Origin of the sequence: Flectobacillus rivi (assembly GCF_030056655.1) — a bacterium.
Classification (GTDB): domain Bacteria; phylum Bacteroidota; class Bacteroidia; order Cytophagales; family Spirosomataceae; genus Flectobacillus; species Flectobacillus rivi.
Window position 1 is genome coordinate 1 of record NZ_JASHIE010000009.1, and the last position, 23,479, is coordinate 23,479.

Consider the following 23,479-nt stretch of genomic DNA (forward strand, 5'->3'; position numbering starts at 1 on the left):
AGTTGTTGTAAAAATATCTTTTTGGCAAGAGTAGTTTTTAGTACGTTCAGTTCTCCAATTATTTTGTTTTGGGTTGTTATCCTCTCATCAATTAATGATAGAAATGAGGCTATTTTTTGTTGTTCAGAAATCTCAGGGAAATATAAATTTATGGAACTGAGCGTCTCTTGACCAACATTAAATCTTGTACTACCTCCAGATTTTGAAGTTATGCTATCTCTTGCAGAGTTTGTTTTGAGTAGTTTATTAAAGAAAATAGGATTATAATTACCTATTTTCCGTCCTCTTATTACAAAACCTCCAAACGTGGCAGTATTTTCTTTATCAAGATAAACATTAGCCGTTCCAACTTCTTCTCTTGTTTCTGAGCTTCTTTGAAAAAGAATATCACCATATTGAACAGAAAATTTTTCGATTGTATGATTATCTACATCAACTTTCCCAACAATATTGTCGTATGTGATAAAATCATTGTTTAAAATATCTAAAACATTTATAAACTTAACTCCTTTCCCATACTGTTCCTTTGAAGCATTGATTCCATTTTTAAATTCTAGCAGACTTCCCAAGTTTTTCAACTCCCACTCGCCCTGAAACGCCTTAAATCTTAAATTAGGAACATTACCTATTTTTAATTTTTTATTTTCCATCTTGATAATTCAAATTTCGTTATTAAACACATTAAGGATATAAAAATTAAAAAATAAGTCCAAGTTCCTTGAAATAAACATCAATCTCTTTGTCCAACTCAGCTCTTTTGCTCTCCAAAGATTTTATTTCCTGCATGACAGCTTGAATGTCAATTTCATCCTGTTCCTCAAACGTATCTACATAACGAGGAATATTGAGATTATAATCATTTTCGGCTACTTCTTCAAGTGTTGCCAAATGGCTGTATTTTTCAATTACAGTTCGGTTTCGATAAGTTTCTACAATCTTATTGATATGTCCCTCTAGTAATACATTTTGATTTTTGACTTTTTCAAACTCCCTGCTGGCATCAATGAATAAAATATGGTCTGGGTCTTCCTTACATTTTTTGAATACTAGAATACATGTTGGAATGCTGGTTCCGTAAAAGATATTAGCAGGTAAACCAATCACAGCATCTAAATAATTTTTCTGTTCGATAAGATACTTGCGAATATGCAACTCTGCGGCTCCTCTAAACAAAACACCATGTGGTAACACTATTGCCATTGTGCCGTTCTCCGCCAAATGATAAATCATGTGTTGGACGAACGCAAAATCTGCTTTGCTTGCAGGAGCTAATTTACCATACTGACTAAAGCGGTCATCATTTAAGAATAAAGGATTGGCACTCCAATTGGCTGAGAATGGGGGATTGGCAACGATAGCTTCAAATGGCATATCGTCCAAATGTTGTGGGTGTTCCAGCGTATCCTCTTGCTTGATGTCAAATTTGAGATAGTGTACTCCGTGGAGTATCATGTTCATTCTAGCAAGGTTATAAGTCGTGCGGTTCATTTCTTGCCCATAGAAATTATTGACATCTTTTACTTCGCGAGCAACACGTAACAATAATGAACCTGAGCCACAAGTAGGGTCATATACCGATTTTAATCTATTTTTCCCTGTAGTAACAATTTTGGCTAAAATTTTAGAAACCTCTTGTGGGGTGTAAAACTCTCCTGCTTTTTTACCAGCACCACTGGCAAACTGACCGATTAAATATTCATAGGCATCTCCCAATACATCAAGTTCTGTTTGTTCTAACTTGAAGTCGATTTCATCAAGATGACCTAATACTTTTGCAATAATATCATTTCTAGCCTCAGCAGTTTTACCCAATTTTGTACTATTAAGATCCATGTCTTCAAATAGGTTGTCAAAGTCTTCCTCACTTTGCGTCCCCATGGTACTTAATTGAATATTGGTTAGTATTTTTTGTAAATCTTCCAGAATAAAAGCATTAGTATCACTACTCCCTCTTTTTGCTATCTCGCTAAATAATTCTGAAGGTTTTAAAAAATAGCCCAATGTTTCCAGAAGGTCTTCACGTACTGCCTCAATATACTCTTGACCTTCAGGAGTATCCTCTTGTATCTCTCTAAATTGAATATTGTCTTCCTTCAAAATGCAATTGGCTTCAATCTCCATTTTTTCAGACAAATATTTATAAAAAATGAATCCTAAGATATAATCTCGAAATTCATCTGCATTCATTTTCCCTCTTAGTGTATTAGCAATGTTCCAAAGTTGTTGCTCTAATATTTTCTTTTGCTGTTCAGACATTTGAAATAAGTGTTATTAAATTGAGGATTTTATATCCCTAAAAAATAACTAAGATAATTAACTTTTTACTTCTATGCGGTATCTAGCAACAAAATCATTGAGATTTGACGGAGTAAAATACTATTGTTGATACCAGATTCATCATTTTTCATTTATTGTTTTACAAAAACTTAACCTCAATTCTTCTATTAAGCTTTCTGTTTTCGTCTGATGTATTGGGTACAAATGGTTTGGTTTCGCCGTAGCCTTCTGCTTTAATTTTGTTGCTTGGAATACCTTTGTTGATCAAATAGTTCATCACTTCTTTAGCCCTTTTTTGTGATAAAATTAGATTGTCAGCATCTTTGCCTACATCATCGGTATGTCCTGATATTTCAACTGAAAGCATGGGATTACTTTTTAGGAGAACTACCAATTTGTCAAGCTCAGTGGCAGATTGGGGTTGTAAATCCCACTGATTCGTCGCAAAGAAGATATTATTCAAAATTTCTTTGGCATCTTTTTGAATAGGCTCAAGGCTGATATTTAATACTTTGTCTAACGCATGAGTTTGGCTAAAATCAAAATGAAGGCTTTTGAAAAAATACCCTTGTTTATTCACAAACAAGGCATATTCTCCCGAAGTATTTAATACTGAAATATATTGACCTGTTTGAGTATCTGAGATAAATTTACCCACTGTTTGAGAAGGGTTTAAGGCTACTAATTCTAACTCTGCGGAAAGCTTTTGCTGTGTTTTAGCATCAGTTACAATACCTTTTAGGTAGGTTGTAGCTTGGATTTTGGCTTGTAACGAGTTGGGCAATGTGATTTCTACGAGTTTAGATTTTTTATATCTCTCTCCTGTATCTTGTTCTAATGAATAATATCCTTTTTGTCCGTCGGCAGTAATAAACAGTGCAACTTGGTCGTCTTGGGTGTTGATAGGATATCCCAAATTTTGAGGTGCTGTCCAGCTAACACCTTGTTTTTGAGACATAAATAAATCTAAACCACCCATGCCTGCATGTCCTTCTGAGCTAAAGAAAAGCGTTTGTCCATTGGCATGAATAAAAGGCGATAAATCATCTTCAGAGGTGTTGATGGTATTACCTACATTTTGGGCCTTTTGCCATTGCCCTGTCGAATCTTGCTTACTCACCCAAATATCCCTTTTCCCGATACTTCCTCTTCTGTCTGATACAAAGTACAAAGTTCGTCCGTCTGCCGAAAGAGATGGTTGCGAGTCCCACTCACCAGAGTTGACTGCCTGTCCCATATTGGCGGGCTTTGTCCAGTCATTACCTTCTCTATAACTCACAAACAAATCACAACTTCCTAAGCTATTACGCCCTCCGCAGGCGGTAAACACCAAGGTTCGACCGTCGGCAGCGATACTGGCGGTTCCTTCATTTTGTGAGGTATTGATTAGTTCTGAAAGACTATGGGCTTGTTGCCACTGTTGATCTATCCATTTCGAAACGTATAAGTTTTCGTCTCGGTTGCTATAGTTTTGAGCTGTGAATATCAACGTTTCTCTGTCGGCAGTCAGTGTGGGGAAATACTGTGTATCGAAAGCATTTATGGTATTAGGCAAGGTAAGGGGTTTTATATCGAGCGGTTGCTCAAGGGCTTTTAAGGCAAATTCGGCATTGGCGATACTTCTTTTGATTCGTTGAATAGTCAGGTTATTAGCTGGAGGAATTTTGGGAAGTAGTAATTCGAGATAAGCTTTGGCTTTTTGATACTCACCCTTACGCATGTACAAATTGCCTAAAAACTGTAAAGCATTATTGGCAACACCAGCTTCGGGATTAGAATTATAGCTTTTTTCATAATTCAAAATAGCATTGCCAAACTGGCGATTTTGTTCGTACAAACGACCCAATTGATAATAGGCTTCGGCAAAAAGGTTGTCTCGCTCGATAGCCTCCTCAAACTGTTGAAAAGCCTCATCAATTTTTCTTTCTTGTAAAGCCTGAAGCCCATCTTGATAGGCATTGATGGCTTTTTTATTAGTTGTAGAAAGATTTTGCTGAGCAAATACTTCGCTCATTATGAAGCATAAAAAGCAACCTAAAAGTGTCCAAAATCTAAACGTATTCATAGTTATTATAAGTAATTAGACAAGGTTAAAAGCAAATGCCTGTTAGATGATTCATCCAACAGGCATTTGCTTTTAACCTTACGGAATGTTCATAAATTTATGAACTTGTAACGAAATTCTCCACTTTGGATTGTCTTTTATGTATTCAATAATCAGCGGAAGAATAGTTTCTGATTTACTCCATTCGGGTTGTAGATATAAAAGACATTCTGGAGCCATTTGTGCGGCATAACTTTCTGCCCATTCAAAATCACTTGGATGAAAAATAACCACTTTTAATTCATGGGCTTTTTCAAAAATAGCTGGATTGGGAGCTTTGAACTTTTTAGGTGAAAAGCAAATCCAATCCCAATAACCAGTCACCGCCTCGCACACACCTGATGTTTCGATATTGGTTTGAATACCTGCATTATGCAGTGCATTTGTTAGTTCATCCAGTTGGTGCATCAAAGGTTCACCACCTGTGATTACTGCCAATTTGCCTGGGTATTTGGCTGCTTCAGCCACAATTTCGTCAAGAGTTAATCTTGGATGTGCATTTACGTCCCAAGATTCCTTTACATCACACCAGTGGCAGCCGACATCACACCCGCCCAATCTAATAAAGTAGGCGGCCTTCCCTTGGTAATAACCCTCTCCTTGGAGCGTGTAAAACGCCTCCATAACTGGAAGGGTGGTTGCTTTTATCGTTTCTTCTATTGTTGTCATGTTTTATTATCTCAGTAGTTTATTCTTTAGTTTGTGTTATAGCCAAGACTTTAGCCTTGACCTGCTATTCTAAAATATCGCCAATCATTGCCTGCAATATCCCTAATTGACTTGAACCTACATGGCAATATTTGTGGTAATTGCCTTTAGTATAATTGACTATTGAAGGTAAAAATCGCTTAAATCTAGGTATAAACGGTAACTCTGCTCGCAAATTATAATGTTCGAAGGCTCTGGTCAAAGGTGTTAAATCTTCAATTTTATAAGAGGTATTCTCAAGAAGATAATCAATAATCTTTTTATAAAAGAGCGATTTAGCTAAGAATGGTTCAACTTTTACAGTTTTAGGACGTGTAAAACGATTTTTTAAAGTTACTTTTTCTGGAGATATAGCTTCTTCATTTTTTGCCCCAACTTGTTGTGCAGGATGTTGACGATACCAAATCAAATCTTCGTTAATAAAGTCGATAGAGTTGGTAATGGATGCATACATTGCTATCCATCCATCATGTATAAAGTCGCTATCAATCTGCGTAGGAAAAGGAATAATTTCAGAAACTATACTTTTACGGAAACACATGGTGCAACCAGTAACACGATTTCCTGCCATCAGAATCTCAGTGGAGTGACCATTTTTCCAATGCTGTAGTACTTTTTCATCTAAATTGACGGTGTCCCACATTTTTTTACCCAAACTGTTCAAATTTTCATCCACTAATAAAGCGTTCGAAAACAAAACATTTGTCTCAGGATGTTGCATCATGTATTTGCTCATTACCTCCAGTTTGGTAGGAACCCAAAAGTCGTCTTGGTCACAAAGCATAATCAAATCACTTGTACATAACGAAACTGCTCGCTCAAAGTTTTTGACTGTGCGCAAAGCTGGCTTATTTTCGTAAATAAGAATTGGAAAAGGAGCTTCTATCGAACGAATTATGTCAAGCGTATTATCCGACGAATTATCATCACAGATGACAATTTCACTAGGTTTTAGTGTTTGATTAATTAAGCTTTCTAATTGGGTTTTGATATACTTGCTACCATTATAAGTACAAAGTGCTATCGAAATGGTGGGTACGTTCATTTTAATAAAGTCTTTCTACTAAAATAATATTAGTGTCAGTTTGTTTACAGGTTATTAGTGGAAAAGAAATTTGATCTATCGCAATCAATTGTTTAGCAAGAATTATATAATTGAGAATAACGATTTATGCTCGTTAAATCAGAATCGCAAATTTACGGATAACTTCCGATTTTATCACTTGGATTTTGCAATTAGCCAAGCCGTTTACTAAAAGGATAGCACTGAAATAAAATACGTTGTTGCTCTAGCTTGTACTTCTAGTTTTGTACTCATTTGATAAATGTATATCAAATTGAAAGGTATTTTGGGTTAAAATCCTATAAGATTGCACTTTTTTCAAAAAAACTTTTCTCAAATCTTCGTGCGTCCTATTATCGTTTTTTGCTAAAGTTTAGTGATTTTCTTTTGTTTTAGCTTTTATCTAAATGTATTTATTCTGAAAAAAGTAAAAAATCTTCTAAAATATGTGCTTTTTGTGTCTCTTATGATTTGGTCACTTGATATATTTTTTATAGACTTTTCAAAATCTATACGCTAATTTCGCCACTCTTTTATTCATCTAAAACTAATAAACTGGCGTATAACGTAAGGATACCAAGCGTAATGCCTAACGTTCGATACTTCACAAGATCGAGCACTTTTTTAACTTAAGATTATCCTCACGGGATTGTCGCCCAATCAACATGAAACAAAAATCTATTCGCAAGCAAGATGCCTTGGATTATCACTCCAAAGGCAGGCCAGGAAAAATTGCAGTTGTTCCGACCAAAGAAACAGAAACACAGCGTGACCTTTCACTGGCCTATTCTCCAGGTGTTGCAGAACCCTGTATCGAAATTGCCAACAATGTAGAAAATGTTTACAAATACACTGCTAAAGGAAACTTAGTAGCGGTGATTTCGAATGGTACTGCTGTACTCGGACTTGGGAATATTGGCCCCGAAGCAAGTAAGCCTGTTATGGAAGGTAAAGGCTTATTGTTTAAAATCTTTGCTGATATTGACGTGTTCGATATTGAGCTAAATACTCAAGATCCAGAAGAGTTGATTCGTACAGTAAAAGTATTGGAACCAACATTTGGAGGGGTAAACTTGGAAGATATTAAATCTCCCGAGTGTTTTGAAATTGAAGAGAGACTCAGACAAGACCTCAAAATTCCTATTATGCACGACGACCAGCACGGAACAGCGATTATTTCGGGTGCTGCGCTCATCAATGCATTGGAATTGGTAAATAAGAAAATTGATGAATGTAGATTCGTAATTTCTGGAGCAGGTGCTGCGGCTTTGTCTTGTGCTAAATTGTACTTGTTATTAGGTGCAAAAATTGAGAATATTTTGATGTTTGATAAGGACGGTTTGGTGCATAAGCGCCGTACCGACCTCAATAAATATGTTGCGCCATTTGCTACCAACACCGAAGGTATCGAAACCTTAGCCGATGCGATGAAAGGTGCTGATGTATTCTTGGGCTTATCGGTGGGTAATATTGTATCGCAAGATATGATTCGCTCGATGGCAAATGATGCTATCGTATTTGCAATGGCCAATCCAACACCAGAGATTTCGTATGAAGACGCTGTAGCTGCTCGTCCAGATATTATTATGGCAACGGGACGTTCGGATTATCCTAACCAAGTAAACAATGTATTAGGATTTCCGTATATTTTCAGAGGAGCGCTTGATGTACGTGCTACAGGAATCGACGAAAATATGAAAATGGCAGCAGCAAAAGCACTTGCTGAACTAGCCAAAAAACCTGTGCCAGATATTGTAAACTTGGCATACAACGAAAAAAACCTGTCTTTTGGACGTAACTATATTATTCCAAAGCCTGTTGACCCTCGTTTGATTACAACGGTTTCTATTGCGGTTGCCAAAGCTGCTATGGAATCAGGAATCGCCCAAAATCCTATTACGAATTGGGAAGCTTATGAGCAGGAATTGGCAAAACGTTTGGGATTGGATAACCAGTTGATGCGCTATATCATCAATCGTGCTAAGAGAACGCCAAAACGTGTGGTTTTTGCTGATGCTGAAAATTTGAAGGTATTAAAAGCTGTCCAACAAGCTAAAGACGAAGGTATTTGTATTCCTATTTTGCTGGGTAATGTTCAAAAAATCCAACGTATCATAGAGGAGCATAACTTGGAGTTAGGTGATGTGAAAATTATTGATACTCGTGATGCTCAAAACGCAGATCAGTTAAAACGTTATGGCGATATTTTCTTCGAAAAGCGTAAACGCCGTGGTTACAATCAGTACGAAGCCCACAAACAAATGCAGGTACGTAACTACTTTGCCGCTATGATGGTGGAAACTGGCGATGCAGACTGTGTTATTTCTGGTTTGACTCGTAACTACCCTAATGCTATTCGTCCAGCGTTGCAAGTGATTGGTCGTGACGAAGGCGTGAAAAAAGTATCGGGTATGTATATCTTGTTGACGAAAAAAGGACCATTGTTCTTCTCTGATACGACGGTAAACTTCAACCCAAGTGTGGAAGAAATCGTGGAGATTACTGAGTTGACTGCCAAAGCTGTTGAGCAATTCAATATTCGTCCAAGAATCGCCATGTTGACGTATTCTAACTTTGGTACTGCCGATGGTGAAGATGCTGTTAAAATGCGTGAAGCTACGGCAATTTTACAAAGAAAGCATCCAGATATGATCGTAGAAGGGGAGATGCAGGCACACATGGCGTTTGATACTGACTTGGTTCGTGAGAATTATCCATTCTCGAAATTAGCAGAAGAAGGAGCAAACGTATTGATTTTCCCGAACCTTTCGGCAGCAAATATTTCTTACAACTTATTGAAAGAAACAGGAGATATTGAATACATCGGACCAATTTTGCTTGGTTTGCGTAAACCTGTACACGTATTGCAATTAGGTTCATCAGTTCGTGAAATTGTTAACATGGTAGCGATTGCCGTGGTAGAAGCACAATCAAAGTAGGTTTTTCTTTGGTGCAATTTGCTATTTTAAAAGGAAGTTTCGAAGTTTTTTCGAAGCTTCCTTTTTCTATTTACAGAAATACTGAAAAAGAAATAAGTGTGTTTAAATAGATTTTTCCTCACTTAACTGTACTAATTTTAATTATATCCTAGGATGTTTTTAAAACAAAAAGAAAATGAAAACTGATTTTTTAGTATCTTTGACAACACACTACCTTTACCCGTTCTAACAAAAAAGACCTAATCAGGACAATTTATAAAAATGTATCCATTCAGACGACATATAGACCATACATACTTGGATGAGGTGTATGGAGGCGAACGTGACATTATTACTATGATGATGGGAGTATTTCTGTCCGACTCGGTGCCCTCATGGCAAAGTGTAGGGCCTCTTTTGGCTAGTAATGATTTTGTTGCAGCAGGTCAGGTGGTACATCGTATCAAGCCTTCTTTTACAATGGTTGGTCTTCAAGATTTTCATGAGCCTGTTCAAGCTTTGGAACATGCTTTGAAACAAGGCGTAGCGCCATCTGTTATACTTGATTTACACAAATTGATTGACGAAGAGCTAGCACTCATTATACCACAAATAGAGGCTTATCTGTCAGAAGAATCATAAGGTATGACCTAAGTCCCCTTAATAATAGTTTGTTATTATGTATCGAAGTAAACTTGATGGTAATTAGAAGTATATTTTTCTGATTATTGATTAAGTGGAATGGTGTTTGTTGGGTTCGATACCAATAAAGCTTGCTAAATCCTCTCTACTAATTATATCAAATATTCTAAGGGTATGAAACAATTTATTGAGATTCTCCTCGTAATTGCGTTGTTTTTGGTTTTTTATACTTACGTTGGCTATGGAATTGTAGCTTGGATTTTAGTGAAAATTCGACGTTCCTTAGGAAAAACCTTTATCGCTGATTTTGACCCTGAATATCTTCCCGAAGTTACTCTCGTTGTACCTGCTTATAATGAAATGAGCTGTATCGAAAGTAAGCTTTTTAACTCCTTAAGTTTAGACTATCCCACCAAAAAGATTGAATTCTTGTTTGTAACTGAGGGCTCAACTGATGGCACAAGTGAGTATATCGAGTCGATATGCGCTCAATATCCAAATGTTCGGATGATTGGAGGAACGGCACGTCGTGGTAAAATTGAGGCTATGAATATGGCGGTGCCAACGATCAAATCTCCGATTGTGATATTTACAGACGCCAATACCACCTTGAACAATCAAGCAATCAAAGCGATTGTTCGTCATTTTAAGGATGAAAAAGTGGGTGCTGTAGCAGGAGAAAAGCGTATCCAAACCAACGACGCCGAAGCCGCCGCAGGGGCAGGAGAGGGGTTGTATTGGAAATATGAGTCATTCTTGAAAAAACTTGATACGCAGTTATATAGCGTAGTAGGGGCAGCAGGTGAGCTTTTTGCCGTAAGAACACCTTTATTTAATCCCGTAGAAAAAGATACTTTGCTCGACGATTTTGTGATTTCCCTTCGTATTGCTGCTGATGGATACCGTGTTATCTATGAACCTGAAGCTTATGCTATTGAGCGACCGTCGTTCTCTATCCAAGATGAAATGAAGCGTAAAATCCGCATTGCCGCAGGTGGTTTTCAAGCTATTGCTCGTTTAGGGTTTTTGTTGAATATTTTCAAATATGGCTTGTTATCTTTCCAGTATGTATCGCACCGTGCTATGCGCTGGGCGGTAGCACCATTTTGCTTACCAATTATTTACTTCCTCAATTTACTACTAGTTTTACAGGCAGAACAAGGATTTTTGCCTCAGTCTTTTTATCTACTTTTATTTCTTGCACAAACAGCATTTTATGGATTGGCTATTGTGGGATATACCTTAGAAAACAAACAAATTCGTATTAAACTACTGTTCGTGCCATTCTATTTTTCGTTTATGAACTGGTGTGCCATCAAAGGCTACGCTCGTTATCGCAATGGATTAACTTCAGGTATTTGGGAAAAAGTTAAAAGGGCGGAGTAGTTTTTTTGAGTGAACAGGGACAAAGGCATAAAGTGTGCTAGTGTTTTTAGGGTATAGGGGTGAGGGTATAGGGGTGAGTTTTTTTCGAAAAAAGTTGAAAACGTAGGTTAAATTGAGTAGATGGAGTGCAGTTTTTTTTTATTCTAACCCCTAACCCCTAACCCCTAACCCCTAACCCCTAACCCCTAACCCCTAACCCCTAACCCCTACTTTTTAAAAAAATCTGGAATTTTCTCAATAATATTCATAATCTTCTTCAAATAGCGTTTGGTCTCGCCAACGGGTTTGTAGCCTTTCCACGCAGTTTGATTAAGGTAAAAGTCAAAACGCTCTTTATATTTGGGCAAACTATCGTAGGTTTGATACATAGGTTTGCGACCAATAAAGTGAATCAAGTATGGTGGCTCAGGGTATTCGTCTGAGGCAAAGGCATTCCATAATGGACTTAATTCAAGCCAACGATTTGCCATCACGATATTGAGACCGTACTGATCGGGATAATTGGCATATTTTTCATTGTCTTTGATACATTGCACTACCTTTTCTGGACAATTTTCTTGTCTCCATTTCTCAATGTCGATTACCAAAATACCTGTGTTGAAATACTTCGTATCTGGTGAAAATCCTAATTCTTTATAATTGAGAATTCCTCCCCAAGAATTACTGAAGACCAATAGCCGAGGATCGATAACTGCCCCTAATAGATTGTCTCCTAAGTTGATATTCCAGAGTTCTGCTATATCTTTTTCTACAATCATATCTACATCGAGGTAGATAATTTTGTCGTATTTTTCTGGAATAAAATAAGGAATAAAAATTCGTGTATGGATATTCTTTGGATAAGAACTACGGTCAAAAGGAATATGTAAATTGTCAGGAATAGCATCATCAAGAGGAATCCAGTGTAGTAACATTTTACTGGCATCCAACGATTGTGTTAGTTTTTTACGACTAGCATTAGATACCTTATCTTCTACAATAAATACTTCAATCAAATCGGAACCTTTATGATTGACTTCGATAGATTTTAAAAGTGCTGCCAACAATACCAAATAATGGTCATCGCAGGCTACAATAATGGCTATATTGGTATTTTTTTCCATGGTTGGAGAATTAAATTCTTGCTGAGAAATAAAAGGGTGTACTCGAAAAAATGGTTGAAATATGGTGTTATTGGGAAATATTTCTCCAAAAGCCATTAATCAATACCCTATGAGTCATGTGGGGTATGAAGAAATTTTTTCTTGGCTTCACCCATTTTTAAAATCGCACGAATAAAACGGAAAAATAAAGAAGGCAACAACATGATTTCTTTCCATGTAATCAGGCGTTTGAGAAAGTCGGGCGTCGAAATATAGAAAGTAAATAATAGCGTGACTAGCTGTCCCCATGCCAATACTTTAAAGTTGAAATCTCCAGAAAAAATAGACACAAAGGCAAAAAACATAAGCATACCCAATAAGATAATTCGAGGAGGTAATAGCGCCTGAAACACTTTATTGGCATAGTCGATATTGCCTTTGAAAAGATGTACCACACCCGAAGCAAAATTCTGTTTTAAATATTTGAATTGTGCCGCAATCCAACGAGTACGTTGTTTTTCAAAAACCTCTGCATTTTGTACTTTTTCGTCATATACAAAAGCATCTTCGATATAGTCAAATACGATACCTCGCTTGAGCAAACGCATTTCGAGTTCTTTATCAAAACCTCCGATTGCATTGATTTCGGACATTACATCCACAAAAAGAGCATAATCAAAAGCCATTCCTGAGCCAATTAGTGCTGAGGATAGACCCAAAGCTCGATGTCCTTTGCGGAGAATATGATTATTGATTTCCTCACTAATGGCATCCAAAATAGCTGTTGGAGAGTTGGTGTTTTTAGCCGTACGATGCCCCTGCACAACCTGATAACCCAAGTCGAAAGTAGCATTGAGTTTGGTAATAAAATCAGTTGCCATGATATTGTCAGCATCCAAAATGAGTGCTATGTCGTATTGCTCCGTTAATTGTGCCATTGCATAATTCAAAGCTTTTGCTTTGGTCGAAGTCTCAAAAGTTACCTCATAAGTGGTAATGGGTAGTTCTCTTAATTGGGCAACTGTTTCTGGTTTGAGTGAATCAGCAATGACAATTACGTCAAAAAGTGCTTTGGGATAATCCTGAATCAAAGCCTTTTTGGCTGATTCCAAAATCACCTTATCTTCTTTGTACGAAGGTAAAAATACGGCAAATTTTCTCTGAGTTTTTGGCGTCCGTGTAGTTGTATTAGCGTTTGTTACTTTACCAGCAATAGCAAATACCAATAAATACAAGGTGAAAATTCCCAAAAGAATCAGAAAAAGAATAGCTAAATTCAGAATGATGCCCATCTGCTTATCGGTTTATAAGTTTGAAAATTTTATATCAAAATGATTAGGAAAATGTTGGATAGTTAGCTTTTGAAACTTTGCAAATAACCATTTAAGAATGGCTTGAAATATTCGAATTGTCGATTTTTTAAAAAGACTAATAAGTTTTTCGGGATTGATGCAAAGGTGAAAAAGCCTAAACCAATTAGCCACTGCCAAACCTTAAAGTTGCGTCTCATGAACCAAAGTCTGTTGCGAGTCAGATAAAACATTTTGAGTGGACTGTTACGTCCTGTCGAAACAGATTCTTTATGCAAGACCATTGATTCGGCGACATACCAAACCAAGAAACCATCGTTACGACAGCGTTTGCACCAATCCAATTCTTCATAATACAGAAAGTAGTCATCGTGCATGGAACCTGTTTTTTCCAAAACTTTTTTCGAGACAATGACTGCCGCCCCATGTATGTAGGAGGTTGGACCACTTTTGTCATATTGACCTTCGTCTTTTTGCTTTTTGCCGTAAGGTTCACCCCGCCCTGTAAGCACACTTATTTCGGGTGCACCAGCGTATTGAATCAGATTGTCTTCGTAAAAGTATTTGATTTTGGGGCTTGCCATGCCAATCTGTGGGTTACTTTGCATGACTTTTACCAAAGGCTCCAAAAAGCCCTTTGGCACTTCTGTATCGTTGTTGAGTAGCAGCAAAAAATCACCTTTGGCTTGATTGATTGCCAGGTTATTTCCTCCCGCAAACCCAAGATTTTCTTTGCTGTAAATAAACTTTACCCAAGGATAATCAGGCTCTAATGATTTTACGTCATGTTGCGGGCTACCATTATCCACTACAAAAACTTCGTAATTGGGATAGGTAATTTGATGAAAGGAATCCAAAAACTCGCGGGTGACCTGCGGTTGATTATAGTTCACCGTAATGACCGACACGAGAGGATATGTGGAAAAAGAACTATTCATAAATGGCGGTATTATGGTAGTATTGCGTTAACGTTAAATAGTTTTGGTAAGCTCGAAGCTTACGCTTGGTTAGTATATTTTTGGTAAAGTTGCTCGAGCAACTGATTCAGTTGCAAGCCGCGTTGATGCCACGAATTTTGTTTTGCCATTGCTACTCTCGCCAACTGGCTATCGTCTGAATCCTTTTCTAACAAATTTCTCACTGCTTCAATAAAATGATCTGTATTGGTTGCTACATGAATAGCCTCTCCAAATTCAGCTAATGGGGCAAAATCCGTTGCGACGACACCCAACCCTGCGGCAAGATATTCATTGATTTTCATGGGATAAATCGCTGCGGTTTGCTCATTTTTGATAAAAGGAATAATCCCAATATGAAATTCTTTGAGATATTCCATCAGAGCAGCTGGAGACTTAGCTCCTTCAAATCTAAAATTGGATATTGACCTGAGTGGGTCTGTTTGTTCTTTTACCTCCGACATATCATCGAGTACGCGTCCTACTATAATGATTTCAGTATCTGGAAATTCGAGAGCCAATCGTTTTAAAATATTGTAATCAATACGTTGATCTACAGTACCAATATATCCAATTTTTTTCTTAATACTTTTCTGAGAAAGAGGCACAAATGCTTTGTGAAAAAGCTCAAAATCAACCCCATTTTTAACGGTATCTATATGTTTGTTAAAAGGCTTTTTGGAGTTTTGCAATCCCTCCGAAGATACAATCACATGATCGACCATCTTCATATATTGCGCCTCTAATCGTGGTCCGTGATCTTTAGCCCAATAGCTTGCTCCAATTTCATCATAACAATAATAGGTCTGTATATGTGGTTTGAAACTATTATATAAACCTATTCCATAACTTGGATTAAAAGCATTGACTACCACGTAATTGCTGCTATTTAAATCCTTCAAGGCTTTTTGTATTGCTCGAGCTTGCCAAAAAGAATTGAAACGCAATAGCTTATCAAACAAGGGTACTTTTTTGATAAAATTAATAGGAATCACTGGTGGAGTCGACAGTACATAAATCGTTGCCCCATTTTCCAATGTGATATTTCTTAATCGTTTTTTAAACCCTAAAATCCTTGCAACAGGAATGTGAAAAGGATTTTTGAAAATAGCCTGAACAACATCCTTGACCGTGTATTGATAATCGACGTACAGCACCCTTCTGTGAGCAGCTAGTTCACTCATCAATTGAATGGTACTTTTGACGTAATCGCCCTCCCAAGAAGGAAAAGCTACGCAAACAACATCGAACTCCATGAACATTGAGTGGTTTTATAAATACTATTTTACGGTTGAATTTCTTTCTGACGAATAAGCGTTTTGACCGAGTCATGACGTACCGAATCTGGAATTGAGTCTAACTGTGAAGGGTCAATAATGACTGCATCCAAATTAGGAACCAATCTGTTACTTCGTACTTTTGCCAGTGAATCGGCTTGGTTGCCTACCACAAAATCGGTAAACTTTTCGTACTGTGATTCTGGAGTGGTTTTCCAGAATAGATACAAGGCACAAATCCCCACAAATCCCATGGTACCTAAACCAGCGGCGATTTTTATCCAACGATAACGGCGTTTTTGTAATACTCGATAATATCCTAAGCCTTTTCCTTTTTCGGCTTTGATGCGAGATTGTTTATTGGCTGCATCAGGAATTTCTACACGTGTTTCTACAAAATCAGACAGTCCATTTTCTGAAAACCATGCACTTTCTTCTTCCTTCTTGAGCATTTCGTACTTCAATTTGACATTCGTACGTTTGCTTTGATGGCGTTTGATGAGTAAATCTTTGAATTTTCTTCTAAACCATGAGCGTACTTTTGGAATTTCACCGATAATACCTTCCAAGAAATCATGTTTTACCTTATTGAGTAGTAAGCCAATCGGGTTTTGGGTATTTTCGGTATAGGTCTGAAAAACATATTGATCGGCACTATCCCACACTCGGGTAGAGTCGGCCAAAATCAAGGTAAAGGCCGCTTGTTTGACTAAACTTACAGGAATTGGATGACTGATAAGCGGTGGTAATTCGAAAAAGATATACTCGCAATCGTCAAATGTCTCAGTAATATCCACATCTTGTAAAGAGGTGGTACTCGCAAAATTGCCTCTAAGGGTATACGCATATGAAAAATCGCCATCAGCGTAATTATGCGGATTGAGCCAAACCGACTTGGCACCACTTTCATTCAGTTTTGAACATAGTTTACTGATAAAATAGCTTTTACCTTCGCCTTTTCGAGTACTACAAAGGAGCACAAGTTTGGGTATTTTAATGTTGTCGCCATTGAGCTTTTTTAATCTCGAAATACATTGATTAAGCGTATAAGTTTCAATGACGTTAAAAAGAATATTATGTTTTTGTGGATCAACCAATGGTAAAGCTCCTACAAATGGTACTCCAATTTCCTTTTCGGCCTTAACGGGATGTTTGAGGGAATTGTCCAAAAACTCACGACCTATAATTGAGGCAATCACAAAGATTAAACCTGCCATAAATGCCGCCACAATTAAGGTAGAACGTTTGGAAGGTTCTGCCTTGGTTGGGTAAATAGGAGGGTCTATCACTCTTAAGTTGATAGACATCATGAGATTTTGTTCTCTAATTTTACTAAGATTTAAGCTTCCTAAAATGCTCAGATACTCTTTTTCAATGACGCCAATTTCTCGTTCATAACGACTAACTGTTGAACCGAGTGGCGCAAAACGGTCATATTTTAAATCATATTCGTGTTTTATGTCTTTCAATATCAAGAGCCTAGCTTGGCTTTTGTCAATAGAAATTGAGGCATTAATCCATTCAGAAAAATACATTTTGGCAGGAATACCTGTTTTGGTATTGCTCAGCTCATAATACTCAATGACATTACTTTTAAACTTGTTTTCGAGCTGATTGATGCGTTCTCTTACTTGTGCAATTTCTTGCTCACGAGGCTTACTTTCAAATTCCATCAAGGTCAATCGTGTTGTATAAAAATTGATGGAATCTCGTAGCGCAGCAAACTTTTTGCTTTTTGCAACAAGGTCGTCCTTGAAGCCAATTTTGTTTTCTAAGTCTCTTAAAACAGCTCTATTAGATTCTATTTCAGAAATTAATGCCTGAATACGTTCCTCTAAATCGCCATCTTTTACGGTTACCATTTTGGTTTGTTCGTAGTAGTTGATGATGCGATTTTGGCTTGAAAAATTAGTAAGTTTGTCTTCGGAGTTTTTGAGTTTGGTACTTACGTTGCGAAGCTGTTCTTCAAAATAGGCGACTACATTGCCTGTTTCATGAATCTTGATTTGTTTGTATTTGTCAATGACTACATGAGTGATAAGCTCCAAGGTTTTTTTGACTACGGCAGGGTCGCTGGCTGAGTACGAAATTTGGACCATATCACTATTGTTTTGGCGATTGACGCTAAAACGTGATAAAATCCCTGGGCCAGAGTAAATACCCTTATCGGCGCTCATTAAAACTTTGGCTATTTTGCTTTGGGGTTTAATGATGTCATCGTAGACATTCTGTAAGGTTTTTTCGTAGGTAGAATCAGCGAGGGCACGAATTTCTTTTTCAGAAAGTACCTCTCTGAGTTTACCAAAAGTATATTTACTTGCCACTGCCGAGTCGGGCTTTGTGAGCATAATATGCTGTGCAAGTAGGCGCAATCCTACCTCTTCCATGGAGCTTTTAGACTTCATGGTATTGAATAGGTTATCGAAAGCGTTGCTTACAGTTACGTTGTCGATTTTGGTAGCACCACTAGACTCGATATTATAACCCGATGCCAAACCCGTGTACAAAAGAGAATTGGCTGTATATTCTCGTACTTCATTTTTCGTTAGTCGAAAAACTGTAGCCGCAAGCGTAACTGGTAGAAGAATTACCAACCACTTGAACTCAATTAACAACCGAACAAAGCGAATCAAACTCATAATTTTTAAAATAATCTTTTACCTATCAATACCTCTAATAGCCTCACATTCATGATAAAAGTTTGCTTGGCATTTTCATAACCCACAGCTGCACTCGATGTCGACTCAAGGATTTTTGCCATATCTGCCACGTTGATTTGACCTTCGGAAAATTCACGCTCTGCCATTTTTTTGTTGACTAAAGAAGATGTTTTCATCTCAATCGCAATTTTTAGCGCTTCATGAGCGCCAGCAACTGCGTAGTATTTGGCAATCACATCGTTTTTGATTTGGTCAATTGTTAGCTGTTTAGATTCTATGGCAATTTGTTTATCGGCTTTTGCAATTTTGGTAATATTTTTCTGAGTAATAATCGTATTAATCGAAAAGGCTGCCCCTAGAGACAAACGATAGCCATTGTTATAATTGGAAAAAGCTTCTAAATTTCCTGTGGCTTGCTGTACCAAAAGTGATTGATTTCCTGCAGAATAACTCGTTCCCAAACTAATACCACTTGTCCAAGATTTTTTCTGAACCATCAACTGCTGGTCGGCTTTGTGGATAATTTGTTCTTGTTGCTTTAGGGCAGGTGAATACTGAATAGCCAACTCTATTATTTCATCAAGTGGAGGCAATTGAAAATCTGTTTCAGGCGATTTAGGTGTTGAAGCTTGAGCAAATGTTTCCCTGTTGCTGAAAAATAGTAGACAGCACACACTCAGAGCAATTGACCAAGTTTTCAACAAAGTAAGTTTTACATTAATCATCATATATTCCAAATCAGACATTCTCAGATTGTAATAGTGCAGGGAAGGTCTTTAGGATAATCATCAAATCCATTTTGAAAGAAAAGTTTTTGGCGTATTCTATATCCAATTGAATCCTTTCTTCTTCGGTCATATCCGTTTTGCCTTTTCCTCTTTTGGTTACTTGCCAAAGCCCCGTCAAACCACCTGGGCCTGCAAAGCGATAAATATAGTCATCTGTTGTCAACTTTTCGGCTTCGTACAAGGGTAGAGGTCTATTGCCTACCAATGAAATATCGCCTGTAAAGATGTTGAACAACTGCGGTAATTCGTCGATGCTGGTATTTCTCAAAAACTTACCCAAGCGAGTAATGCGAGGGTCATTTTGGAATTTCATAAAAGCAACTTTACTATTTTTTTCTTGTAAATATTGCTTTTCGCAAATGCTTTTACCGTCCAAATACATCGATTGCTCACATTTGACGCCTTTGATACGGCAGGCTTCACACAAGCCATCGCTAGTATTTTCGGAAGGCTTTTCTTTTGAATACATATTCAAATCACCCATGTTTTTGATGAGTTGATCTGCATCAGTGCGCATGGTTCTGAACTTGTATAAATCAAAAATCTTATATCCAGCTCCTACACGTTTGGATTTGTAAACAATCGGACCTTTCGAATCAAGCTTTATTAAAATAGCTACAAGGATTAATAATGGCGAAAGCAACAAAATAGCAGTTCCTGTAGAAAGTATATCGAATGTACGCTTCCACCAAGGAATTTTTACGTCAAGCGCATTAGACTTGGTTTGTTGCATAGCCACATAGTGTCGTCGACGCACAAAATAGTCTAGACGTACCAAAAGATCACCTTTATCGAATTTACTTGTAAAAACATCATCTCCTTTTTTGGCCACAACCTCTTTGATAAGACCTTGATTTAGGTCGGTAGAGGTGATGATTACTGGCAATGTTTTAGTCCAAGCGTTGTCACGAATCTGCTCCAAAAATTTTAACCCTCCCAGATATTTGCTAATAATCACGGCATCTGGAGCATAACTAGTATTGAGCAACTCTAAGGCTTCGTCGGGAGACCCAAGTACTTGTACTTGAATGTCTTGTCCAAATTTTTTAAGGAAATTAACTACAACATTTGAATCATTTTCCACAAGGAATACTTTTTTTTGTGGAGGAGCATATTCATAATTTTCCATATCAAATATAAAGTCGGTGGGTTAGCTTAACGTGGTTTCAAGAAATATAATGCTGAAAGACTGTGTTTTTATAAAGGTTGCACACGTCGCATAATAGCTCTAATTTTGGCCTGTACTTCCATAGGATTGAAAGGTTTGAGCATAAAGTCATCTGCCCCAATGTTCAGACAATCAATGCGTTCCTTACTCTCGTCGGTACCCGAAAGAATAATGACAGGGATTTGCCCAAAAAGATTGCTTGCCCTTAGAATTTTCAAAAACTCTTTTCCACTTAGGTTGGGCATGTTTAAATCGGCAATGATAAAGTCCACATCAAACCCTCCCTCAAGTAAGGAAAGTGCCTCCATTCCGTCACCTTTTACCACTACATTGAAGTCTTTCTTAAGAAAATGCTCCAATACAATGCGTGTGCTTTGTTCATCATCAACGATTAGTAGTGTCAACTGCTTGCTCATAATATTCATCTTTAGTAAAAACGTACAAAAACGAGATACTCAAATATATTGCCACGTTGGTGGGTAGTTGTCCAAGGATTTGGTTGCCATAGCAGGCTACTAAAATACCGAACATTCCGCTGTACAGCGCCACCAATTTGTCTCGTAAAAGACAGGGGGGGATTTTCCAGAGCTTTAACCCAAAATAGATCATAAATGTGAGTAACATACCAACATGCACATAAAGCCCAACTACACCACATTCTGCCCAAATTTTGACATACCAACTATCTAGGGCGGTTACTGCTAAGAATGTGCCAGGAGAAAAACGTGTTCCCCAAAAACCTGCTGAGCCAATACCACCGCCAATGGGTCTGGATGCAAGATATCCTCTTAGTTTAGCCTGATTAATCAAGCGTAACTGTAATGAGGGGTCATTGGGGTCAAGTCCTGTGCGCATTCGGTTGATTTGGTAATTACTCTGCCCAATTTTGGTAAACTTGAGCATCCCAAAAAACATCACTGCTGCGATGCCACCAATCACCAACATTTTGTAGTTTCTGGACATTCCAAGGTAAGCCATAAATCCTCCCATAACTACAAATAGCGCTCCCCGTGTACCTGAAATAGACATTCCCCACAAACAAAAAAATCCTCCTATCAGGTAAAAAAGCTTAAAGTTGCGATTCCCAAAGGGAGAAAGACTTAATAAAATACAAATCAAACCTATATGCCCCATGGCTGCGCCATATTGCCCTGCATCAGAGTAAAAAGAAAAAACTCTTAGCTTTCCAAACAAGATATGGGTGGTGGCATTGCCAGAGTCCATCCAAGCTTGTTCAAAACGGTCTAGCCCTACAAAAAGCTGTCGAGCACCCCATAACGTAGCTATACAAGAAGCTATCATCCAGATTTTGAGGACTCTGTCTAAATGCTTTTCTGTACGCATAAGTACAATACCTAAAACTACTATTAGGATAAGGTACAAAATCACGGCACGCATCGCATAAAACCACGCTTCTTTACTTCTAGCTTCGGGGTTGAAAAATTCTAACATACAATACGCGCCCCAAACATAAATGGCAATCAGAATGGGGTTGCGCTTCATGTCAGGCCAAGGGTCATCCTCAAAGCCTTTAAAGAACTCAGCTAGTAATGCTATCACCAAAAATACGTCAATCGATAATCCTAATGGCCCTGCATTGGCGTATCGTCCGACACCATTTACAAAAAAAGAAAACACTAATACTGTATAAAGTCCTAATACTGGATTACGGAAAATCGCAATCAAATACCCAATCACAAATGGCAATGCAATGATAGTTGCAGCACCCATGATTTGCGTTTTGGCAACAAATACTCCAAGAATAATACCACTAAAGATTATTCCTGATAAATATAAAATTTGTTTGGTTGTAACTCCCATCAAAGCGTAATAATTGATACTTGGTTGCCATAGCTAGTTCCTTGAGAATTAATAGCGTAAGCCCGTACATAATAGGCTGTTTTTGAATTTAATCCCGACAATGCACTGCTAAATGCTCCAGCAGAGCCTTGTTTAAAGATTGTTCGCTGATTAGCAGTAGTAGGATTAGGAGTTGTACTCCAACAATGCCCATACTCAGTTACTTCCGAACAACCAATACTAGAAATCGTACCATTGGCAATCGCACTCTGTGCTGAAATATTATCAATATTGTTAGACACCACTGTTGGTGCTGATTTACAAGATGTTATATAAGTTAATTCATTTCCATAAGATACCCCTGTTGCATTTTTGGCGTAGGCACGGATGACATATTTAGTATTATTGTTCAAACCGCGAAGTTGACTAGTAAAATTTCCTTGAGATAGGGTAGATGTAAGAATGGTACGCTGATTATTGATAGTAGGTGTCGATATCCCCCAGCAATGTCCATATTCGGTAATAGCGGAGGCTCCTTGCGTATTGATAGTTCCTTGAATACTTAAAGTACCTATTGCTTCATCAGTGACATTGCCTGTAGATACACTAGGTAATTGAATAGGTAACGTTTTAAACGTTATTTGGTTTGAATAAGAAGTTTTCAGTCCAATTCTTGAAAAAGCACGTGCATAATAGGTAGTAGCAGGCGACAAATCACTTAGGCTACTCGAAAACACTTCTATGGGTGGCTGACCAGAATAACTTACCAACGAATCACGTGTGGTAGGATCACCAGTCTTATTCCAACAAATGCCATAAACATTAATAGAAGCATTACCCAAACTGACAAATTCGGATGTTATAGTGGCATCATAGTCCGTCACGACCCAATTTGGTCTTATCGTCAATTCAGGATAAACAAGTTGGTCTTCCAACTTACAAGCTCCCATGATAAAAATGAGGAGAATTAGCCATGAATATCTTAGCATCTTAAACAAAGTATAGTTCAATAGTTCATTAATTGACAAAAACCTTGCCAAGCCTCAATTACGTACAACACCGAAATTGTTTGAATATACAAAAAATTCAATATTCAGCACCAAAAAATAGAAAATACTTATTAGTTTAAGTATGATTTTATGATCATTTGAAATACTGAATTGCTAGTGAACAAAGGCAGAAATAGTGATAAAATCCGCAATCAGAACACTGCTAATACATACAAAATGGTAGTCGTATTTTTTTCTCGTGTTTAAGCCAAGCGTTGACAGTTTTGATGAAAACGTATTTAAGGATTTGTATTGATACTACTTGGGCGATTGGAATGTACTAAACTAAGA

Annotated in this window: 18 protein-coding genes; 3 read left to right on the forward strand and 15 right to left on the reverse strand. The window is 37.6% G+C overall.

The window, feature by feature from the left end; genetic code table 11:
* The 5 genes from QM481_RS12925 to QM481_RS12945 all read right to left on the reverse strand — a co-directional run.
* Nucleotides 1–650: restriction endonuclease subunit S (locus tag QM481_RS12925; RefSeq protein ID WP_283382056.1), on the reverse strand; the 650-nt coding region annotated here is incomplete at its 3' end.
* A 46-nt stretch (nt 651–696) separates the two neighbouring features.
* The gene (locus tag QM481_RS12930) at nt 697–2,256 is read right to left on the reverse strand and encodes a type I restriction-modification system subunit M (protein WP_283382057.1); all 1,560 of its coding nucleotides are present in this window, start codon (nt 2,254–2,256) and stop codon (nt 697–699) included.
* A 160-nt stretch (nt 2,257–2,416) separates the two neighbouring features.
* Nucleotides 2,417–4,342: an OmpA family protein gene (locus QM481_RS12935; protein ID WP_283382058.1), complete on the reverse strand. Its 1,926-nt coding sequence runs from the start codon at nt 4,340–4,342 to the stop codon at nt 2,417–2,419.
* Nucleotides 4,343–4,420: 78 nt separating this feature from the next.
* Nucleotides 4,421–5,050: a 7-carboxy-7-deazaguanine synthase QueE gene (locus QM481_RS12940; protein WP_283382059.1), complete on the reverse strand. Its 630-nt coding sequence runs from the start codon at nt 5,048–5,050 to the stop codon at nt 4,421–4,423.
* A gap of 64 nt (nt 5,051–5,114) precedes the next feature.
* Nucleotides 5,115–6,134, reverse strand: a complete 1,020-nt coding sequence (locus QM481_RS12945) for a glycosyltransferase family 2 protein (RefSeq protein ID WP_283382060.1) — start codon at nt 6,132–6,134, stop codon at nt 5,115–5,117.
* A gap of 683 nt (nt 6,135–6,817) precedes the next feature.
* Between QM481_RS12945 and QM481_RS12950 the strand changes: the two genes are divergently transcribed.
* From QM481_RS12950 to QM481_RS12960, 3 genes are all read left to right on the forward strand, one after another.
* Complete coding sequence (locus tag QM481_RS12950; protein WP_166550565.1) at nt 6,818–9,091, forward strand: NADP-dependent malic enzyme; 2,274 nt, start codon at nt 6,818–6,820, stop codon at nt 9,089–9,091.
* 261 nt (nt 9,092–9,352) lie between these two features.
* Entirely contained in the window at nt 9,353–9,712 is a 360-nt protein-coding gene (locus QM481_RS12955; RefSeq protein ID WP_283382061.1) for an Hpt domain-containing protein, read from the forward strand.
* Nucleotides 9,713–9,886: 174 nt separating this feature from the next.
* Complete coding sequence (locus tag QM481_RS12960) at nt 9,887–11,098, forward strand: glycosyltransferase family 2 protein (protein WP_283382062.1); 1,212 nt, start codon at nt 9,887–9,889, stop codon at nt 11,096–11,098.
* Between the two features lie 206 nt (nt 11,099–11,304).
* Here the strand turns inward: QM481_RS12960 and QM481_RS12965 are convergent, their stop codons facing one another.
* From QM481_RS12965 to QM481_RS13010, 10 genes are all read right to left on the reverse strand, one after another.
* Nucleotides 11,305–12,201 (reverse strand): glycosyltransferase family 8 protein, encoded by an 897-nt coding sequence (locus tag QM481_RS12965; protein WP_283382063.1) that lies wholly within the window; start codon nt 12,199–12,201, stop codon nt 11,305–11,307.
* A 107-nt stretch (nt 12,202–12,308) separates the two neighbouring features.
* Entirely contained in the window at nt 12,309–13,472 is a 1,164-nt protein-coding gene (locus tag QM481_RS12970) for a glycosyltransferase family 2 protein (RefSeq protein WP_166553853.1), read from the reverse strand.
* Between the two features lie 62 nt (nt 13,473–13,534).
* A complete protein-coding gene (locus QM481_RS12975) occupies nt 13,535–14,428 on the reverse strand; it encodes a glycosyltransferase family 2 protein (protein ID WP_283382064.1) in 894 nt (297 codons plus the stop codon).
* 59 nt (nt 14,429–14,487) lie between these two features.
* Nucleotides 14,488–15,702 carry a glycosyltransferase gene (locus QM481_RS12980; RefSeq protein ID WP_283382065.1) on the reverse strand — a complete coding sequence of 405 codons (1,215 nt, stop codon included), beginning with the start codon at nt 15,700–15,702 and terminating at the stop codon, nt 14,488–14,490.
* A gap of 29 nt (nt 15,703–15,731) precedes the next feature.
* A complete protein-coding gene (locus tag QM481_RS12985; protein WP_283382066.1) occupies nt 15,732–18,362 on the reverse strand; it encodes a GumC family protein in 2,631 nt (876 codons plus the stop codon).
* A 5-nt stretch (nt 18,363–18,367) separates the two neighbouring features.
* Nucleotides 18,368–19,129 (reverse strand): TolC family protein, encoded by a 762-nt coding sequence (locus tag QM481_RS12990; protein WP_283373448.1) that lies wholly within the window; start codon nt 19,127–19,129, stop codon nt 18,368–18,370.
* A complete protein-coding gene (locus QM481_RS12995; protein WP_283382067.1) occupies nt 19,122–20,300 on the reverse strand; it encodes a sugar transferase in 1,179 nt (392 codons plus the stop codon). The genes QM481_RS12990 and QM481_RS12995 overlap by 8 nt, the downstream gene beginning before the upstream one ends.
* 68 nt (nt 20,301–20,368) lie before the next feature.
* Nucleotides 20,369–20,755, reverse strand: a complete 387-nt coding sequence (locus tag QM481_RS13000; RefSeq protein ID WP_166553859.1) for a response regulator transcription factor — start codon at nt 20,753–20,755, stop codon at nt 20,369–20,371.
* A complete protein-coding gene (locus QM481_RS13005) occupies nt 20,724–22,160 on the reverse strand; it encodes an O-antigen ligase family protein (RefSeq protein WP_283382068.1) in 1,437 nt (478 codons plus the stop codon). Before QM481_RS13005 ends, QM481_RS13000 begins: the two co-directional genes overlap by 32 nt.
* Entirely contained in the window at nt 22,160–23,128 is a 969-nt protein-coding gene (locus QM481_RS13010; protein WP_283382069.1) for a hypothetical protein, read from the reverse strand. Before QM481_RS13010 ends, QM481_RS13005 begins: the two co-directional genes overlap by 1 nt.
* Nucleotides 23,129–23,479 lie beyond the last annotated feature (351 nt).

Coding starts and splice junctions, on each gene's coding strand:
- QM481_RS12990 (WP_283373448.1), bottom strand. CDS start 19,129: ATGTCTGATTTGGAATATATGATGATTAATGTAAAACTTACTTTGTTG.
- QM481_RS12960 (WP_283382062.1), top strand. CDS start 9,887: ATGAAACAATTTATTGAGATTCTCCTCGTAATTGCGTTGTTTTTGGTT.
- QM481_RS12955 (WP_283382061.1), top strand. CDS start 9,353: ATGTATCCATTCAGACGACATATAGACCATACATACTTGGATGAGGTG.
- QM481_RS12985 (WP_283382066.1), bottom strand. CDS start 18,362: ATGAGTTTGATTCGCTTTGTTCGGTTGTTAATTGAGTTCAAGTGGTTG.
- QM481_RS12945 (WP_283382060.1), bottom strand. CDS start 6,134: ATGAACGTACCCACCATTTCGATAGCACTTTGTACTTATAATGGTAGC.
- QM481_RS13005 (WP_283382068.1), bottom strand. CDS start 22,160: ATGGGAGTTACAACCAAACAAATTTTATATTTATCAGGAATAATCTTT.
- QM481_RS13010 (WP_283382069.1), bottom strand. CDS start 23,128: ATGCTAAGATATTCATGGCTAATTCTCCTCATTTTTATCATGGGAGCT.
- QM481_RS12965 (WP_283382063.1), bottom strand. CDS start 12,201: ATGGAAAAAAATACCAATATAGCCATTATTGTAGCCTGCGATGACCAT.
- QM481_RS12970 (WP_166553853.1), bottom strand. CDS start 13,472: ATGGGCATCATTCTGAATTTAGCTATTCTTTTTCTGATTCTTTTGGGA.
- QM481_RS12940 (WP_283382059.1), bottom strand. CDS start 5,050: ATGACAACAATAGAAGAAACGATAAAAGCAACCACCCTTCCAGTTATG.
- QM481_RS12995 (WP_283382067.1), bottom strand. CDS start 20,300: ATGGAAAATTATGAATATGCTCCTCCACAAAAAAAAGTATTCCTTGTG.
- QM481_RS12950 (WP_166550565.1), top strand. CDS start 6,818: ATGAAACAAAAATCTATTCGCAAGCAAGATGCCTTGGATTATCACTCC.
- QM481_RS12930 (WP_283382057.1), bottom strand. CDS start 2,256: ATGTCTGAACAGCAAAAGAAAATATTAGAGCAACAACTTTGGAACATT.
- QM481_RS12975 (WP_283382064.1), bottom strand. CDS start 14,428: ATGAATAGTTCTTTTTCCACATATCCTCTCGTGTCGGTCATTACGGTG.
- QM481_RS12935 (WP_283382058.1), bottom strand. CDS start 4,342: ATGAATACGTTTAGATTTTGGACACTTTTAGGTTGCTTTTTATGCTTC.
- QM481_RS12980 (WP_283382065.1), bottom strand. CDS start 15,702: ATGGAGTTCGATGTTGTTTGCGTAGCTTTTCCTTCTTGGGAGGGCGAT.
- QM481_RS13000 (WP_166553859.1), bottom strand. CDS start 20,755: ATGAGCAAGCAGTTGACACTACTAATCGTTGATGATGAACAAAGCACA.